13 protein-coding genes are annotated in these 17,705 nt (G+C 74.7%); 8 read left to right on the top strand and 5 right to left on the bottom strand.

The window, feature by feature from the left end:
• The first annotated feature begins 38 nt into the window (after nt 1-38).
• The 6 genes from ABT345_RS20320 to ABT345_RS20295 are packed head-to-tail and all read left to right on the top strand — an operon-like array spanning nt 39 to nt 8,012.
• Nucleotides 39-1,229, top strand: coding sequence for an ATP-grasp domain-containing protein (locus tag ABT345_RS20320; RefSeq protein ID WP_345085390.1), 1,191 nt, complete (start codon nt 39-41; stop codon nt 1,227-1,229).
• Nucleotides 1,226-3,019, top strand: a complete 1,794-nt coding sequence (locus ABT345_RS20315) for an IucA/IucC family protein (protein ID WP_345085386.1) — start codon at nt 1,226-1,228, stop codon at nt 3,017-3,019. Before ABT345_RS20320 ends, ABT345_RS20315 begins: the two co-directional genes overlap by 4 nt.
• Complete coding sequence (locus ABT345_RS20310; RefSeq protein WP_345085383.1) at nt 3,016-4,260, top strand: MFS transporter; 1,245 nt, start codon at nt 3,016-3,018, stop codon at nt 4,258-4,260. The genes ABT345_RS20315 and ABT345_RS20310 overlap by 4 nt, the downstream gene beginning before the upstream one ends.
• Nucleotides 4,260-6,029, top strand: coding sequence for an IucA/IucC family protein (locus ABT345_RS20305; protein ID WP_345085380.1), 1,770 nt, complete (start codon nt 4,260-4,262; stop codon nt 6,027-6,029). The genes ABT345_RS20310 and ABT345_RS20305 overlap by 1 nt, the downstream gene beginning before the upstream one ends.
• On the top strand, nt 6,026-7,246 hold the full coding sequence (locus ABT345_RS20300) for a type III PLP-dependent enzyme (protein ID WP_345085376.1): 1,221 nt from the start codon (nt 6,026-6,028) through the stop codon (nt 7,244-7,246). The genes ABT345_RS20305 and ABT345_RS20300 overlap by 4 nt, the downstream gene beginning before the upstream one ends.
• 1 nt (nt 7,247) lies before the next feature.
• Nucleotides 7,248-8,012, top strand: a complete 765-nt coding sequence (locus ABT345_RS20295) for an HpcH/HpaI aldolase family protein (RefSeq protein WP_345085373.1) — start codon at nt 7,248-7,250, stop codon at nt 8,010-8,012.
• A 55-nt stretch (nt 8,013-8,067) separates the two neighbouring features.
• Here ABT345_RS20295 and ABT345_RS20290 read toward each other — a convergent pair whose 3' ends face one another.
• Complete coding sequence (locus ABT345_RS20290; protein WP_345085370.1) at nt 8,068-8,886, bottom strand: VOC family protein; 819 nt, start codon at nt 8,884-8,886, stop codon at nt 8,068-8,070.
• Nucleotides 8,887-9,671: 785 nt separating this feature from the next.
• The gene (locus ABT345_RS20285; RefSeq protein ID WP_245654883.1) at nt 9,672-10,409 is read right to left on the bottom strand and encodes an HAD family hydrolase; all 738 of its coding nucleotides are present in this window, start codon (nt 10,407-10,409) and stop codon (nt 9,672-9,674) included.
• Between the two features lie 476 nt (nt 10,410-10,885).
• Here ABT345_RS20285 and ABT345_RS20280 point away from each other — a divergent pair, with 476 nt between their 5' ends.
• Nucleotides 10,886-11,485: a TetR family transcriptional regulator gene (locus ABT345_RS20280; RefSeq protein ID WP_345085362.1), complete on the top strand. Its 600-nt coding sequence runs from the start codon at nt 10,886-10,888 to the stop codon at nt 11,483-11,485.
• 587 nt (nt 11,486-12,072) lie between these two features.
• Entirely contained in the window at nt 12,073-12,669 is a 597-nt protein-coding gene (locus ABT345_RS20275; RefSeq protein ID WP_345085359.1) for a ScbR family autoregulator-binding transcription factor, read from the top strand.
• Between the two features lie 55 nt (nt 12,670-12,724).
• Here ABT345_RS20275 and ABT345_RS20270 read toward each other — a convergent pair whose 3' ends face one another.
• The 3 genes from ABT345_RS20270 to ABT345_RS20260 form a co-directional block, all read right to left on the bottom strand.
• Entirely contained in the window at nt 12,725-14,254 is a 1,530-nt protein-coding gene (locus ABT345_RS20270; protein WP_345085355.1) for an amino acid permease, read from the bottom strand.
• 197 nt (nt 14,255-14,451) lie between these two features.
• On the bottom strand, nt 14,452-15,456 hold the full coding sequence (gene argF / locus ABT345_RS20265; protein ID WP_345085352.1) for an ornithine carbamoyltransferase: 1,005 nt from the start codon (nt 15,454-15,456) through the stop codon (nt 14,452-14,454).
• Nucleotides 15,457-15,746: 290 nt separating this feature from the next.
• The gene (locus ABT345_RS20260; protein WP_345085349.1) at nt 15,747-16,979 is read right to left on the bottom strand and encodes an arginine deiminase; all 1,233 of its coding nucleotides are present in this window, start codon (nt 16,977-16,979) and stop codon (nt 15,747-15,749) included.
• Between the last annotated feature and the right edge of the window lie 726 nt (nt 16,980-17,705).

Here is a 17,705-nt window from a genome sequence, read left to right as displayed (position 1 = left end):
CCCCTGCACCGCCCCCGACCCCGAAGGGGTTCCCGCTCATGCGGATGTACCTGCTCGCCCGCAACCCCACCGACTCGGTCACCGACGGCTTCCTCCCCGCCGCCGCCGGGCTCGGTCTGGACGTCACCGTCCTGACCGACCACCCGGACGACACCCGGGCCGCCTGTCCGGACACCGAGGTCCTGGCGTGCGAGGTCACCGATGTCGCCGCCGTCATCGGCCGGATCGCCACCCACCACCCGGCCGACGCCGTCTTCACCAACAGCGACCACCTCCAGACGCAGACCGCGCTGGCCGCCGCCTACTTCGGGCTGCCCGGCAAGGACTGGCGCGTCACGCTGCGCGCCAAGAACAAGGCCGAGCTGCGCCGCCACCTCGCCGCCCGCGGCGCCGACACCGTCCGCGCCGTCGAACTCCCCGCCGGCGCCGACCCGTCCGTCCTCGCCGGCGCCGCGCTGCCCTTCCCCTGCGTCGTCAAGCCGCGCGAGGGCGTGGCCAGCGAGGACGTGCTGCTGGCCCGGGACGCGGCCGAGCTGGTGGCGCACGCCACCGCGATCCGCGGCCGCCGCCCGGACGCCGCGCTGCTCGTCGAGGAGTTCCTGCTCGGGCAGCTGCGCACGCTGGAGACGCTGGGCGACGGCCACCGCCGCCACGTCCTGGGCGGCTTCCGTACCACCGTCTCCGCGCCGCCGACCTTCATCGAGGAGCGGCACGACTTCGTGGCGGCCCATCCGGAGCCGGTCACCGCGCAGGTGCTGGCGCAACTCGACGCGCTGGGCGTCGGGTTCGGCGCCTGCCACACCGAGTTCGTGGTGCACGAGGGCCGGGCGCGGCTCATCGAGGTGAACTACCGCGCCATCGGCGACCAGTGCGACCAGGCGCTCGCCGACGTGCTGGGCATCCCGCTCTTCGCCCGCATCCTCCGCACCCACCTCGGCGAACCGCTCCCCGCCGACCTCGGCGCCCGCACCGGCGGCGCCGCCCGCGTCGCGTACGCCCTCGCCGACCGCGCCGGGACGCTGACCGCCGCGCCCGCCACCACCGACCGCACCACGGGCGGCGTCCGCCTGGCCTACCGCCCGCTGCGCGCCGTCGGCACCACCCGGCCGCACCACCGCACCAACCGCGACTACCTGGGCGTGGTCCGGGCAACCGGCGACGACCGGGACGCCGTCGAACGGGCCGCGGACGCCTTTCTCGCCGACGGACGCTGGGAGATCACCGCGTGAGCACCGCCACCGAGACCACCCCGGAGACCACCGGGGACGACGAGGGCGCGCTGCTGCTGCGGGTGCTGAGCGCGCTGCTGCGCGAGGACGTCGCCGGGCTGCGCACCCGCACCACGCCGCTGGAGCGGCCCGACGGCCGCTGGCTGCGGCTGCCCGCCGACGGCGCGGCCGGGGCGCTGCTGCTGCCGGTGACCGGCGACGGCTACCAGAGCGCGGCCGCCGCCCGGCTGCCGCTGCTGGTCCGGGAGGCCGACGGCGCCCGCCTCGACACCCTCGGCGCGGTGCTCGGCGCGCTGCGCGCCCACGCCGATGAGGCCGACCGCGGCGGCCACGACGCCTTCGCCGAGGAGTGCCGCCAGACCCTGGCCACGATGCGGCTGCACACCCGCACCCGGGACGAGGTGGCGGCGGCGCTCACCGCGCGGTACGGCGCCGGCCCGGCGCAGTGGACGGGCCCCGTCGCGAGCCTGGCGTACGACGCCCTCGCCGCCCGCCTGGACCACCCCGTCTACCCCACCTCCCGTGGCCGCTCCGGCCTCACCGAGGACCAGCTGCGCGCCTTTGCACCGGAGTTCCACCCGTCCTTCGCGCTGCGCTGGCTGGCGCTGCCACTGGAGGCGGTGGACGTCGCGGGCGGCCCGGACGCGCTGCCCGCGCTGCTGCCGACGCCCGGCGCGCTCGGCCTGGACGGTCTGGACGCCACGCATGTCGCGCTGCCCGTCCACCCGCTGAGCACCGGCGCCCCGCTGGCCCAGGCGCTGCGCGAGAGCGGCCTTGCGGAGCGGGCGGTGCTCGCGGACCGGCCGCTGCTGGACGTCGTCCCGACGCTGTCGATGCGGACGGTGGCGGTGGCCGCCGACCCGCTGCTCCATCTGAAGCTCCCGCTGGCCACCGCCACCCTGGGCCTGCGCAACCGGCGCACCATCAAGCCCCGCACCCTCGTCGACGGCGCCGCCGGACAGCGCCTCCTCGACCAGGTCATCGCCCGCGAGCCGCGCTTCGCCGGGCGCGTCCTCCAGGCCGACGAGACGGTGTACGCGCACGCCGGGCACGAGATGCTGGCGGTGCTGTGCCGCCGCTTGCCGGCAGGGCTCGACGACAGCTGTGTGGTGCCGCTGGCCGCGCTGCTCGCCCCGGCGCCCGCCGGCGGGCTCGTCCTCGACCACCTCGCCGACCGCTTCCACGACGGCGACCCGCTCGCCCTCCTCGACGCGCTGTTCGCGCTGCTCCTGGACTGGCAGGCCACCCTCTTCGGGTACGGCATCGCGCTGGAGTCGCACCAGCAGAACGTCTCCGTGGTGCTGGACCGTCCCGGCGGCGGGCCGACCCGGCTGCGGCTGCTGTTCAAGGACAACGACGCGCCGCGGCTGCACCCGGCCCGGATGCGGGAGCGGCTGGGCGCCGACGCGCCGGGCCGCGCGGACTTCGACGACCCGCGGATCTTCACCGACGACGACTCCGCCCTCGCCGCCGTCTTCGCCACCATCACCGTCCATCTCTGCGCCGCCTCCTACGCGTTCGCGCTGGCCCGCGCCGGCCGCGCCCCGCTGCCGCGCCTGCTGGACCTGATACGCGACCGGCTGGCCGAGGCCGCGGCCCGGCAGGGCACCGCGCCCGGCACGCCCGGCGCGGTGCTGCGGGCCCGGGTGCTGGACGCGCCGACGCTGCCGGTGAAGGCGATGGTCAGCGCCGGGACGCTGCTCTCCAAGGAGCGCTCGGGCGCCGCCGACATCAACAAGCACTACACCGACGGGCCCAACTACCTGCTGCCCGGCGGTGGTTCCCGGTGACGCTCTCCGCGCCGGCACCCGCCACCGAGGCGCCCGCGCCCGCCCGGCCGGGCCGCCGCCAGGTGCACGCCGTGGCCGGGTGCTACTTCGTGGCGTCCTTCGCGGCGCTGGGCCTGCCGCCGTACCTCACCGCGATCCTGCCCGAGCTGGGCGAGGGCGCCGCCCGCTGGGCCGGGCTGCTCTACGTCGTGCCCACCGTCTTCGGCGCGCTGGGCGCCCCGCTGTGGGGCCGGCTCGCCGACCGCTACGGCCGCAAACGGCTGCTGCTGCGGGCGCAGTTGGGGCTGGCCGCGGCGTTCTTGCTGGCCGGGTTCGCCGACTCGCTGGAGCTGTTCGCCGCGGCGCTGGTCCTCCAGGGCGTGCTGGGCGGCACCTTCGCCGCGTCCAACGGCTATCTCGGCGCGACGCTCGAGGGCGCGGAGCTGTCCCGGGCGCTGACGCTGATGCAGGGCAGCGCCCGCGCCGCGCTGGTCTGCGCGCCCATCGTCGTCGGCGCGCTCACCCCGTGGCTCTCCCCGCACCGGCAGTACGCGCTGCTGGCCGCGTTGCCGCTGGCCGCCGCCGCGATGCTGGCGGCGCTGCCGGAGCCGCCGCGCCGCACCGCCCCGGCCGAGGCTCCCGACGAGGCCGACGGGCGCGCCACCGGAGAGACCGCCGCCCCCGCGGTCGCCTCCCCCGCCGCCCTCCGCTCCCTCTACGCCCTCGAATTCGTCTTCGTCCTCTCGACGGTGATCTCCTTCCCCTATCTGATCTCGCTCGTCGAGGAGCGGCTGCCGGGCACCGGGCCGGTGACCTCGGGGGTGCTGTTCGCGCTGCCGCACATGGTCTACCTGGCCGGCGCGATGGCCGCGCACCGCTTCTGCCGGCGCCGCCCCCGCCTCGGCCTGATACTCGGCTTCGCCTGCATAGCCGCCGGGTCCGCCGGGCACGCCGCCGCCGACTCGCTCGCCGCCTTCGCCGCCGTACGGCTGGTGCTGGGCGCCGGGCTCACGCTGGGCCTGGTCGGGCTGTCGGTGCTGGCCGCCGACTGCGCCGCGGGCCGGGCGCCCGGCGGGCTCTTCGGCTCCATCGAATTCTTCTCCAAGGCCGGCGCGGTCGCCGCCGGTCTGGCCGCCGCGGCCGGCAACGCCTGGTTCGGGCCGTCCGCGCCGCTGCTGATCGGCACCGCCCTCGCCCTGGCCACGGTGTTCGCCTGCGCCCTCCCCCTCATCCGCCGTCCCCGCCTCCGCAGGAGCCTGTGATGCCCCCGCTCACCAACCCCGCCGGTCCCACGACCGCGCCCGGCGCCACCCCCGGCGCCCTGCCCACCGCGGATCACGCCGCGGCCCACACCCTCCTCAACTGCCTGCTGCGCGAGGTCTCCGGGCCCGAGCACCAGACCGCCGTCGACCGCGGCCATCTGCTGCTGCGCCTGCCGCGCCGCGGGGTGCTGCTGCGGGTCGCGCTGCGCCGCACCTCGCTGCTGGGCGCGCACCGCTTCACCGGCCCGGTCACCGCCCAGGACGGCGACGGCTGGCGCGAGATCGGCCCGCGGCGCCTGGCCGAGTACGTCCACACCGAGCTGGCGCTGCGCACCGGCGTCCACAACGACGAGTTCCTCGACCAGTTCGCCTCCGGCCACCGGGCGCTGGCCGCCGCCCTCACCACCCGGCCGCTGCCGCACCCGCCGGTGCCCGCCGGCGCCCCGGAGTGGACCGACGCCTACCTCGCCTCCGAACAGGCCCTCCTCTTCGGCCACCGCTTCCACCCCACCCCCAAGGCCCGCACCGGCGACCCGGCGGCCTGGCGGATGTACGCACCGGAGACCGGCGGCCGCTTCGGGCTGCTGCACCTCGCCGTCCGCGAGGAGCTGATCGCCCAGGAGACCGCCGCCGACGGCGCCGCCGCCCCGCTGGACGCGCTCGCCACCGACGTCCCCGACGGCTACCGCCTGCTCCCCGCCCACCCCTGGCAGTACGCCCTGCTCCGCGACCATCCGGTGCTGCGCGCCGCCGTCGACCGCGGCGACCTCCGCGTCCTGGGCACCGGCCCCACCCCGTTCACCGCGACCGCCTCGGTGCGCACCCTGCACGCCCCCGACACGTTCTTGAAGTTCAGCCTGAACGTGCGGATCACCAACTGCCTGCGGAAGAACTCCGCGTACGAACTCTCCGGCGCCATCGCCCTCACCCGGCTGCTGGCCCCCGCCCTCGACGATCTGGCGGCCCGCTTCCCCGGCAGCGCCGTGCTGCGCGAGCCGGCCTACCGCAGCGTGGCGCTGCCCGGTCCGGACGGCACACGGGACACCGCGCTCTTCGAGGGGTTCGGCGTGATCGTCCGCGAGGGGCTCTCCCGCCGCCTGCTGCCGGGCACCACCCCGCTGCTGGCCGGCGCCGTCGCCGACGAGTACCCGACCAGCCCCGCGCACATCTCCCAGCTGCCCGCCGGACGCGGCCCCGAGGAGGCGCTGGCCTGGTGGGGCGCCTATCTCGACCTGCTGATCCCGCCGGTCCTCGCCGCCTACTTCGACCACGGGCTCGTCCTCGAACCGCATCTGCAGAACGTGCTGATCTGCGTGGACGGCGACGGCATGCCCGCCCAGGTCGTCTTCCGCGACCTGGAGGGCACCAAGCTCGTCCCCGAACACCACACCGCCACCCTCGCCGCGCTCCCGCCGGACGTCGCGGGCCCCATGACGTACGACGCGCAACGCGGCTGGGACCGCGTCGTGTACTGCCTGCTCGTCAACCACGTCGCCGAACTCCTCGCCGCCCTCGCCGATCTGCACCCCGGCACCGAGGCGGCGCTGTGGGCACGGGTCCGCGCCACGCTGGCGTCGCACGCCGAGCGGCACGGCTGCCCGCCGCGGCTGGCCGCGCTGCTGGCCGGGGTGCCGCTGCCCGCCAAGGCCAATCTGCTCACCCGCTGGGAGCGCAAGGCCGACCGGGACGCCGGATACGTCCGGCTGCCCTCCCCGCTCGCCGAGTCCGTCCTCACCGGCGCCGGCACCACCCCCCGGAGCACCGCATGACCGACCCCACCCCCGCCGTCCGCGCCCGCATCGCCGCGCTGGCGCCGGAGGAACTGCCCGCGTACGTCTACGACCTGACGGCGCTGGCCGCCCACGCCGCCCGGGTACGGGCCGCGCTGCCGCCGCGCGTCGAGCTGTACTACGCGGCGAAGGCCAACCCCGAGCCGCGGCTGCTGGCGGCGCTGCGCCCGCATGTCGACGGCTACGAGGTGTCGTCCGGCGGCGAACTCGCCCATGTGCACGGGGCGGTGCCGCACGCGCCGCTGGCGTTCGGCGGCCCCGGCAAGACGCCCGCGGAGATCGTCCGGGCGCTGGAGCTGGGCGTGGCGCGGTTCCATGTGGAGAGCGGCCACGAGCTGCGGATGCTCGGCGCGCTCGCCGCCCGGCACGCCCCGGGGCGGCGGATCGCGGTGCTGCTGCGGTTCAACCTGCCGGTGGAGGGCGACGCCCTGGACGGGGTGTCGCTGGCGATGGGCGGCCGCCCCACCCCGTTCGGCGCGGACCCCGCCGAGGCCGACGCCCTGGTCCGGGCGCTGACCGGCGGCGAGCTGCCGCAGCTGGAGCTGCGCGGCGTCCACGCCCATCTGGCGAGCGGTCTGCGGGCACCCGAGCAGCTGGCGGTGGCCACCGCGATCGTGACGTGGTCGGCGGCGCTCGCCGCCCGGCACGGCGTCCCGCTCGCCGAGGTCGTCGTCGGCGGCGGCATGGCCGTCGACTACGCCGCGCCCGAGGAGCGCTTCGACTGGGCCGCCTACGGCGCCGGTCTGGCCCGGCTGGCGGCCGACCACCCCGGCCTGACGCTCCGTATCGAACCGGGCCGGGCGCTGACCGCGTACTGCGGCTGGTACGCGACGGAGGTCCTGGACGTGAAGACCAGCCACGGCGAGGAGTTCGCGGTGGTGCGCGGCGGCACCCACCATCTGCGGACCCCCGCGACGAAGGGCCACGACCAGCCCTGCACCGCGCTGCCGTCCGACGCACCGTGGCCGCACCCGTGGCCGCGCCCCGCCGCCACGGGCGAACGGATCACCCTCACCGGCCAGTTGTGCACCCCGAAGGACCTGCTGGCCCGGGGCGTTACGGCGCCGGGGCTGCGGGCCGGTGACCGGGTGGCGTTCGGCCTGGCCGGGGCGTACGCCTGGAACATCTCGCACCACGACTTCCTGATGCATCCGCGCCCCGGCTTCCACTTCGTCGGCGCCGGCGGGGAGGCGTGAGGTGCTGCGCCCCAACGAGGTCAAGCGGAAGCTCGCTGCGGGCGAGGAGGTGCACGGGCTGTTCGGGGTGATCCCCGACCCCGCGGTGACGGAGATGATCGGGCACACCGGATACGACTTCGTCATCCTCGACACCGAGCACACCCTCGTCGGCGCCGAGCGGCTGGAGCATCTGATCCGGGCAGCCGAGACCTGCGGCCTCACGCCGTTCGTCCGGGTGCCCGAGGGCGATCCGGGCGCCGTGCTGCGGGCGCTCGACGCGGGCGCCATGGGCATCGTGGTGCCGCATGTGCGCGGCCGTGCGGACATCGACGCGGCGATCCGCGCCGCCCGCTACGCACCCGAGGGCATGCGCTCCCTGAACGGCGGCCGCGGCCCCGGCTACGGCACCCTCCCGCTGCCCGAGTACCTCACCGCGGCCAACGACGCGGTCATGGTGATCGCGCTGATCGAGGACGCCGAGGGGGTCGACGCCATCGACGCCGTCCTCACCGGCGGCGGCGTCGATCTCGTGCTGCCCGGGCCGGGCGATCTGTCGCAGTCGTACGGCGTGCCCTGGCAGGTGCGCCATCCGCGGGTCCGGGAGGCGGTCGCCGCCCTCCGGGCTGCCTGCGCCCGGCACGGCGTGCCGTTCTGCGCGATGGCCACCACCGAGGAACGCCGCCGCGACTGGCGGGCCGACGGCGTCACCGCCTTCGTCCTGGGCGAGGACCGCGACCTCTTCTCCCGGGCGCTGCGGGCCCACCGGGGGACACCGACCGGATAGCGCGGCCCGGCCGCTGTCCCCGGGAGGCTTCCCGGTGACCACGGCCCGCGGAGGGTCAGGGAGACACCCCCTGGCCCTCGGCGGGCGTCAGCACCACGAACTCCGCCCCCTCCGGATCCGTGCAGACCGCGAGGCGCCCGACGCCCTCGACGTCCTCGGGGCCCATCCGGACGGCGCCGCCCCGCGCGGTGACGGCGGCGACGGTGGCATCGCAGTCGGCGGAGCCGAACACCGGGTGCCAGTACGCCGCGCCGCCGGTCTCCGCCAGCGCCTGGGCCGGGAGCTGCATGATGCCGCCCTGCGTCCGCTCCTGCCCGGCGCCGTGCGGCGTCACCAGCGTGTAGGTGCCCTCCGCGCCGCCGGGCAGCGGAATCTCCTGGGTGTGCCAGCCGAAGACCTTGCCGTAGAACTGCTGCGCGGCCGCCGCGTCGGTGGTGAACAGCTCCGTCCACTCCAGACTGCCGGGTACGTCCGCCACCTCCAGGCCCGGATGCGCACCGGGCTGCCAGACCGCGAACCGGCCGCCCTGCGGGTCCGTGAGCTGGGCGTGCCGGCCGTTGTCGCCGCCGACCGGCGTCGGCGGGACCCGCACCTCGCCGCCGGCCTCCCGCACCGCCCGCACCGTCGCCTCGGCGTCGGGCGTGTGGAAGTAGACGGTCCAGGCCGGGCGGGCGCCCGCCTCCGCCGACGGGCCGATCGCGGCGGCCACCTTCCCGTCCCGGCGGCAGACCGTGTACCCGCCGGTCTTCTGGTCCCCGAACGGCTCGGTGGTCCAGTCGAAGACCTCGCCGTAGAAGGCCGTCGCCTTCCGGAGATCCGGGGTGCCGAGATCGAGCCAGCAGGGCGAGCCGAGCAGAAATTCGGTGGTGATCATGACCGTCCCTTTCGCGAGGCGCTCGATCCAGCGTGACACCCGCCACTGACAGCCGCCGCCCGGCGCCACGCCGCCCCGCGCCCCCACGCCCGCCGCCCGGCGCGGCAACGGCGCACGAAAGGCGCGATCCACCGCCGCGTGCCCTCGCTCGTCCGAGTGATCTCGACGCGGACGCTCCCCACCGCCCCAGGGCGGCGCCCGTACGCCTCACCCGGGAATCGGGCCCGGACCGTCGCCGCGGGACCGGTGAGCGGCTGTTCGGGGCCGGTGAGCGGCTGCTTCCGCGGGGCGGCGCACCACGCCCCGGCCGACAGCCGCATCGGGCGCCGCCGCTGCGGCAGCACGCTCTCGCGACATCCCCGTCCGCCCGGCGGACCCCGGTCTGCCCTCTCCCCTCCTTACGGAGGGCTGACCGGGGGCCCGCACGGCGGTCTCCGCCCGTCGCCGGCGTATGCGGCAACGGGCGGACGGGCGTCCGGTTCGGCGCCACGGCGCGGCGGCCCGTCCGCACGGCTCTGCGGCGGGCCGCGGTGACCGCGGGATCCGGTTCCCCCCGGAACGCCCCTCCTGCACCCGCCCCCCGGCGGGCATCACTGCGGGCGCCCGTCCCCACGGGCACCCGTTCCCCCTACGGGCGCCGCCCCCCGGCGGCAGCCCCTTCCCCCTCGATGACGGCACCCCCCGGCACCGGCACCGGACAGCGGCGCCCCCCGGCGCCGCTGCCCCGTCAGGGCCGACGGCCCTTCAGGTTCGTGCCGCGGACGCACCCGGCGCCCGCGACGGTGTCACCGGCGGCGCCGCTGCGCCGCCAGCGCCGGAGCCGGCATCCGCCGCGGCCGGGCCGCGGCGATCACCGACACCACATCCTTGAACGAGCTGCACATCCGGGTACCGGCGACCGCCGCCAGCTCCCCGAACGTCCCGGCGCCGTAGGTGACGGCGACCGCCTCCATCCGCGCGGTCACCGCCATCCGCATGTCGCCGACGGTGTCCCCGACGTAGGCGCTCTCCCAGGCGGCGACGCCGAGCCGCCCGGCGGCCCGCAGCACCATCTCCGGGTGCGGCTTGCCGCGGCGGACCATGTCCTGGCCGATGACCGGACCGACCAGCTCACGGATGCCCATGACGTCCAGCAGCGCCTCGGCGCCACGGGTCGACTTGGACGTGGCGACGGCCAGCTCCACGCCGTGGGCGCGCAGCGCGGAGAGTCCGGCCGTTACACCCGGGAACAGCAACTGCGGCCCCAGGCACATGACATCGACGGCGAACTGCTCGCGATAGCGGTTGATCGCGGCGAGCACCTGGGCGTCGTCCTCGGGCTTGCCCAGCAGCCGTCCGAACGCCTGGCCCGGGGGCTTGCCGACGGCGGCCGCGGCCTGCCGCGGGGTCACCGTACGGCCCTGCTCCGCGGCGACCTTGACGAGGAGTTTGGCGATGGCCGGGCGCGTATTGGCGAGGGTGCCGTCCAGATCGAAGACGGCAGCCTTGATCGTCTCGCTTCCGGCGCCCCGTACGCCTCTCACAGGACGTTCGCCGACTACCGCTGATACGCGCATGGCTGGAGACCTTTCCGGATTCCGATGGGTGCACTGGCTGGGGAGCGTGGCCGTCCGGCTGGTCCCGGTGGCCCGCGGTCGACGACGGGCGACGGCTGGGGAGGGTCCTCCGTGGCACACCGCTGTCCCGGTGCGGTGCGCCACCGCCGTGGCGGTCACCACGGAAGAGGAGGATCCCGTTTACCGCCTTCGCAGATTTAAAAACCGTCTGCGCTGTTTGTCAATGCACTCCCGTCCCAGAAGCGTTCCGCCCGCGTGATCCCAGGCCTCACAAGGAAATCGTGGGCCGTTCAACCATTTTTCGGCGGCCGGGCGGGCGAACGTTATGCGACGCCACGCACTCCATACCGGCCATTCCGGAAGGCCATACAGAACCGCATGGTTGGTTTTCTCAGTAGACTGTCCTGCCAGCTCGCAGCCGCACTAGAGACGGGACGGACACCGTGCCCACGCAGCATCGCGCCATCCAGAGCCGCCAGGCGCTCATCCGCTCGGCCGCCGAGACCTTCCTGGAGAAAGGGGTGGCCGCGGCCGGGATGGTCGAGATCAGCCGGCGGGCCCGGCTGAGCAAGGGCGCGCTCTACTTCCACTTCACCTCCAAGGACGATCTGACCCTCGCGGTGCACGACACGGCGCTCGGCACCCTGCAGCGGATCGAGGAGGAGCTGATCCGCTCACCGCAGCCGATCGGCACCGCCGTACAGGACTTCGCCGCGGAGCTGTTCCTGCGGGTGGAGAGCGATCCGGTGCTGCGCGCGGGGCTGCGTCTGCGTCCCGAGACCGCGCCCGGGCTGGAGATCACCTCCCTGGAGCGGCGCTGGTACGCGCTCTTCCTCGACAAGGCGATGACCGGCGGGGCCGGCGGCGCTTCGCGATCGGAAACCGAACCGCGCCGCACCGCCCAGCTGTTGACCTCGGTCGTGGTGGGCCTGCTGCACCTCGGCTACGAGGACCCCGCCTGGTGGACGGAGGCGGCGCTGGCCGACGTCTGGACGCTGCTCCCGGACGCCCCCGCGCCCGTCCCGGCCCCCGCCGCCGGCTGAACCGCGCGGCGGCCCGCAACCGCCGGACACGGCCCGCCCCGGGCACCCCGTCCCGTTCGAGGCGTTTCACCCGGTCGAGACCGGCGGCGACGAATTCCCGCCAACCCCAGGAGTGCCGGACAGTTTCACCGTGCGTCAACCGGCTGTACGGTTCGGCGTCCGCCCCACCGACGACCGCGCCCCGCCGCGCACCGCGCGAACGGAGCGCCGACACGGCCGGCCGGAGGCCCACGAGCCGGGCCCGCACCGCCACGACCACGGTCATCTCCCGCGTACCGGCCGGTACTTGCGCAGGTCCCGGGGGCGGCGGCGACCATCTCGGCGAGGCGGGAGCGCGCCGCGCCGAGCGGGCTGGCGAGCCGTGCGGCACGCGGGCTCCGGCGATGATCGGCGGGGCGGTCGGCGGCTGCCCGGTGTGGCGCTCGCGCTCCGTGAGGCACGGGCCGACGCCGATTCCCGGGCCGGACCGAGCAGTTGGATCCTTATGATGCGGAACGAGACCCCGGCCACGTGCGACGGGCGCACTCGGGCACAACAACTCCACGAGAGCATACGGAGGGCGAACGGTGGTCAAGCAGGAACGCGCAGTGCGCACACGACGTGCGGTCCTTGAGGCGGCGGCGCAGGTGATGGGTGTCCGCGGGTACGAGGCCGCGACGATGGCGGAGATCATCCAGCGGGCCGGTGTCACCAAGGGCGCGCTGTACTTCCACTTCTCCTCCAAGCACGAGCTGGCCCGTGCGGTGATCATGGAACAGACGCTGCACTTCGATCAGAAGGTCAGCGCCTCCCGGCTCCAGGACGCGATCGACTTCACGCACCAGCTGGCGGTGGCGCTGCGGGACGACGCGCTGCTCCAGGCCGGTACCCGCATCGCGCTGGAGACGACGTTCAGCGAGGAGCCGCTGGTGCCGTACCAGGCGTGGATCGATCTCCTCGTGAAGATCTTCACCGACGCCCGGGAGATCGGCGAGCTGCTGCCCGGCATCTCACTTGAGGCGGCGGCGGAGTTCTTCGTCGCGTCGTACTTCGGCGTTCAGCTGTTCTCGCTGGCGGCGAGCGATCGCGTCGATCTGCCGGAGCGGGTCACCACACTGTGGAAGCACACCCTGCCGGGGATCGCGACGCCGGGCGCGCTGAGCCATCTGGAGCCGCGCGGCAGCGACGCCCGCACCGCGGTCTGAGCCCCCCGCCCCGGGGCCCGGCGACCGCCCGCGGGGCGGCCCCGGCCCCTACGGGTCAGCTCAGGGGTGCGGGCTCCGAGCGGTGCGCCTCGTCGGCGGGCTGCGCCCCCGCCGCGTCCGGCGCCGTTTCCGGGGCGGTCCGCAGACGGGAGTGGCGGCGTCCGTAGCAGGCGTAGACGATCGCGCCGACGACGAGGAATCCGCCGAACTCCAGCCAGGTCGCGCGGCCGGTGCCGTAGATCAGATAGATGCTGAACGCGATGCCCAGGATCGGGCTGAGCGGGAAGAGCGGGACCCGGAAGCGGCGGGCGAGACCGGGGCGGGTGCGGCGCAGCACCATGACGCTGATGTTCACCACGGCCATGATCGACAGGGTGCCGATGGTGGTCAGGTTCATCACCACGTCCAGCGGGACGACGGCCGCGGGGACGGCGAAGACGATGGCGACGATCCAGGTGTTGGCGACGGGCGTGGCGGTGCGGGGCGAGATCCGGGCGAAGACCCCAGGGATCAAGCCATCACGCGACATCGACATCAGGATGCGGGTCTGGCCGTACATGACCGCCAGGACGACGGAGGCGATGGCGACGACCGCGCCGAAGGCGATCACCCCGCCGCCGACGGCGGAGTGCGTGACGTGGTTGACGATCAGCGAGAGCGCGGCGGGCTTGTCGGCGACGTCCCCGGCGGAGAGCGCGCCGATCGCGCTGAGGGCGACCAGGCAGTACAGCACGGTGACCACGCCGATGCAGATCATGATCGCGAGCGGGATGTTCCGCCGCGGGTTCTTGACCTCTTCACCGGCGGTGGTGATCGCGTCGAAGCCGATGTACGAGAAGAACGCGACGGAGGCGCCCGAGGTGATCCCGGCGACGCCCTCGGACGCGAACGGCGTGAGGTTGCCGTCGCGGAAGGCGGTCAGGGCGATGCCGCAGAACAGCAGCAGCACCACGATCTTCAGGACGGCCATGGCGGCGGTGGCCCGGGCGCTCTCCCGGATGCCGCGCACCAGCAGCGTCGCGGCGAGCAGCATGACGACGACCGCCGGGATGTTGACGATGCCGCCGTCGCCGGGCGGGCTGGCGAGCGCGGCGGGCAGCTGCCAGCCGACGAGGCTGCCGAGCAGTTCGTTGAGGTACTGGCCCCAGCCGACCGCGACCGCCGAGACCGAGACGCCGTACTCCAGCAGCAGACACCAGCCGACGAGGAACGCGGTCCGCTCGCCGAGGGTGGCGTACGCGTAGGAGTACGAGCTGCCGGACACCGGTATCGCGCCGCCCAGCTCGGCGAAGGAGAAGGCGGTGAAGACGCAGGTCAGCGCGGCGAGCACAAAGGAGATGAGGACGGCGGGGCCGGCGTGGGCGACGGTGTCGGAGAGGCCGACGAAGATGCCGGTGCCGACGATGGCGCCGATGCCGAAGCAGACGACCTGGAAGAGCCCCATGCTGCGGGTGAGGCCGTTGCCGTCGAGGTCCGTGCCCGATTCGGCGAGGAGCGCATCGGGGGACTTGATGCGCAGTCCGGGGCGGGCGGCGAGCGGTGCGCGCCGCGCCTGGGACGGGCGGGGGGCTGCGGACGGGCGCATGGGGTGGTTCTCATCTCTGGTGGTGCGGGGCGCGCTGCCGGGGCTGGTCGAGTCCGGCGGGCAGAAACGGGGTGCGGCCGGGTGGGCCGGGAACCCGTGAGCGGTCGATGGTAACCGCTATGACTGCATGATCGCCCATTTGTACGTATGGGTATGCGGTGCGGGGTGCGCCGGGCGCACCCCGCGGGCGGCGGTCGTCAGCCGCCGAGGGTGGCGACGAGGACGGCCTTGATGGTGTGCATGCGGTTCTCCGCCTCGTCGAAGACGACGGAGTGCGGGGACTCGAAGACCTCGTCGGTGACCTCCAGCGAGGTCAGGCCGTGGCGGGCGTGGATCTCCCGGCCGATCGAGGTGCCCAGGTCGTGGAAGGCGGGCAGGCAGTGCAGGAACTTCACGTCCGGCTTGCCGGTGGCCCGCAGCACGTCCATGGTCACGGCGTACGGGGCGAGCAGCGCGATCCGCTCGTCCCAGACCTCCTTGGGCTCACCCATGGAGACCCAGACGTCGGTGGTCACGAAGTCGGCGCCGCGCACGCCCTCGGCGACGTCCTCGGTGAGCGTGATGCGGGCGCCGCTCGCCGCGGCGAGCGCCTCGGCCTGCGCCACGACCTCGTCGGACGGCCAGAGCAGGCGCGGCGCCACGATCCGGATGTCCATACCGAGCAGGGCGCCGGTGACGAGGTAGGAGTTGCCCATGTTGGAGCGGGCGTCGCCGAGGTAGGCGAAGGCAGTGCCGGACAGCGGGCGGCCGCCGCCGTGCTCGACGACGGTGAGGACGTCGGCGAGCATCTGGGTGGGGTGCCAGTCGTCGGTCAGGCCGTTGAACACCGGGACGCCGGCGTACGCGGCCAGCTCCTCGACGTCCGTCTGCGAGCTGCCCCGGAACTCGATGCCGTCGAACATCCGCCCGAGCACGCGCGCGGTGTCGCGGACGGACTCCTTGTGGCCCAGCTGTGAGGCGGACGGGTCGAGGTAAGTGGTCGAGGCGCCCTGATCTGCGGCGGCGACCTCGAAGGCGCAGCGGGTGCGGGTCGAGGTCTTCTCGAAGATGAGGGCGATGTTGCGGCCGCGCAGCCGCTGGGTCTCGGTCCCGGCGCGCTTGGCGGCCTTCAGCTCGGCCGCCAGGTCGACCAGCCCGCGGAATTCCTCGGCGGTGAAGTCCAGCTCCTTGAGGAAGTGGCGGCCGGTGAGATCTATCGCCATGGTGACTCCTGGTTCACGGCATCGGGGCACGAGGGGTGTTTCGGACAACAACTCTGGAAGTGTATACGAGCATTCGCATCACTATTCAGGAGTGGGATACCCGGACCGCCCCGGCGCGCCGTACGGCGGTCTGCCGGGAGCGGTGCGGGCGGCCCCGGAGCGGACCGGGACGCGCCCGGTTCGGACCCGGAACCGGGCGAGGATACGACCGGGTCAGAGCCGGTGCCGACCCGGCCCCTCCTCCCGCCGTGGCCCGGCGGCGGCCGCCGTCCGCCCGCCGTCCGCCTGCCTCAGCCGCCCGGTATGGCGTCGCGCTCCACCGGACAGCTCATACAGCGCGGGCCGCCCCGGCCACGGCCCAGTTCGCTGCCCGGGATGGTGATGACCTCGATGCCGCGCTTGCGCAGGAAGGTGTTGGTCGTGACGTTTCTCTCGTAGGCGACCACCACGCCCGGCTCCACCGCGAGGACGTTGCAGCCGTCGTCCCACTGCTCCCGCTCGGCGGCGTGGACGTCCTGGGTGGCGGTGAGCACCCGGATGTCGCTCAGCCCCAGCGCCGCCGCCATCGCGCGGTGCATGTGCTCCGGCGGGTGGTCGGTGACCTTGAGGTCGCCCTCGCCGCCGCCCGGCTCGATGGTGTACGAGCGGAGCATGCCGAGCCCGGCGTACTGCGTGAAGGTGTCGCCGTCGATCATGGTCATGACCGTGTCGAGGTGCATGAAGGCGCGTCTCTTGGGCATGTCCAGCGCCACGATGGTGCGGGCCGATCCGGCGGCGAAGAGCCCCCGGGCCAGCATCTCGACGGCCTGCGGAGTGGTCCGCTCGCTCATCCCGATGAGCACCGCGCCGTTGCCCAGCACCAGCACGTCACCGCCCTCGATGGTGGACGGGTAGTCGGCCTGGCCCTGCGACCAGATCCGGAAATCCTCGTCCCGGAAGAGCGGATGGTGGGTGTAGATCGCCTCGTAGTGCACCGTCTCGCGCTGCCGGGCCGGCCAGCGCATGGCGTTGACCGACACCCCGTCGTAGACCCAGGCGGAGGTGTCACGGGTGAAGAGGTGGTTGGGCAGCGGGCCCAGCAGGAAGTCGTCCAGCTCCATCACATGGAAGCGGACCGATGTCGGCTCCGGGTACCGCTCCAGGAACTCCCGCTTCGTCATGCCGCCGACCAGCGCCTCGACCAGCTCCGTGACCGGCAGCGCATCGAACGCGGCCCGCAGGTGGTCGGTGGCGAGCGGGCCGTACTCCTTCTCGTCGAAGACGCGGTCCAGGACCAGCTCGCGCGCGACGGGCAGGGCGAGCGTCTCGGCCAGCAGATCGCCGAAGAGATGCACCGCCACCCCGCGGTCGCGCAGCACATCGGCGAACCCGTCGTGCTCCGCCCGCGCCCGGCGCACCCACAGCACATCGTCGAAGAGGAGCGCGTCCTTGTTGGTCGGCGTCAGCCGCTTCAGCTCCAGATCGGGACGGTGCAGGATGACGCGGCGCAGCCGCCCGGCCTCGGAATCGACTTGGAATCCCATCTCTCCATCTTGGCCGCTTCCGCCCCGCGGCGAACGCCGCCCGCGCGATTCGGGGGAGAAGTGGGGGTACGGCTCGGGGACACGTCGGGGTGTTCCCTGATCCGGGAGCGGGGTCGGCGTTCGGCCGGGCGCGTGCCGGGGTGCGCCCCCGGAGGCGTGAGCCGAAGCGCCGAGCCGGGCGGTCCCGGCGGCTTCCGGGTCCGGCCCGCCCCGGCGGCGCCGCGGGCTGTTCCGCGTCGGGGCGCATCGGCGGAACCGCACGCCGGGCAGGCGCGCACCGCTCCGCTGTTCGCGCCGCGCACCGCGTGGGCAGCGGGCAGCGCGCCGCCTCTACGCCCCGGGCCGCCGACCGCTGCGGCCCTCGCGCTCCGGCGCCGGCGCCCGCCCGGTCGGCGCACCGGCGGGACGCCGCGAGCGCCGGGATCTTTTCAGTGGCGACGAAGCGAACGCGCCTCGGACGGCTCCCGGACAGAGCCAGGAAGCCGGCTTGCGCGACGGCCGCACGCGGACGGTGTGCGACGCCCCGAGGTCTGACAGGCCGTCCGGACCGCCCCGTTCGCGAGTCGCCGGCGGACTCCCCCCGTGGCCGATTCCGATCGCCTCGGCCGTCCCGCCCGTCCCTCTCCCGCACGGGATCCGGAACGCCCCCGCCGGGCCCCGCCGTACCGCCCGGCGGGATTCCGCTACGGCGCCCGGGGCCACCGGCGTACCGCTGCCCTCCTCCGA

The organism is Streptomyces sp. NPDC000404, from assembly GCF_040300365.1.
Classification (GTDB): Bacteria; Actinomycetota; Actinomycetes; order Streptomycetales; family Streptomycetaceae; genus Streptomyces; species Streptomyces ramulosus.
Note: the sequence above shows the minus strand (reverse complement) of the source record. Positions and strands in the feature narration are given on the sequence as shown.

What these genes read in the sequence shown, in the direction of transcription:
- ABT345_RS20290 (WP_345085370.1), bottom strand. Translation starts at nt 8,886, where the DNA reads ATGATCACCACCGAATTTCTGCTCGGCTCGCCCTGCTGGCTCGATCTC.
- ABT345_RS20270 (WP_345085355.1), bottom strand. Translation starts at nt 14,254, where the DNA reads ATGCGCCCGTCCGCAGCCCCCCGCCCGTCCCAGGCGCGGCGCGCACCG.
- ABT345_RS20300 (WP_345085376.1), top strand. Translation starts at nt 6,026, where the DNA reads ATGACCGACCCCACCCCCGCCGTCCGCGCCCGCATCGCCGCGCTGGCG.
- argF (WP_345085352.1), bottom strand. Translation starts at nt 15,456, where the DNA reads ATGGCGATAGATCTCACCGGCCGCCACTTCCTCAAGGAGCTGGACTTC.
- ABT345_RS20305 (WP_345085380.1), top strand. Translation starts at nt 4,260, where the DNA reads ATGCCCCCGCTCACCAACCCCGCCGGTCCCACGACCGCGCCCGGCGCC.
- ABT345_RS20320 (WP_345085390.1), top strand. Translation starts at nt 39, where the DNA reads ATGCGGATGTACCTGCTCGCCCGCAACCCCACCGACTCGGTCACCGAC.
- ABT345_RS20260 (WP_345085349.1), bottom strand. Translation starts at nt 16,979, where the DNA reads ATGGGATTCCAAGTCGATTCCGAGGCCGGGCGGCTGCGCCGCGTCATC.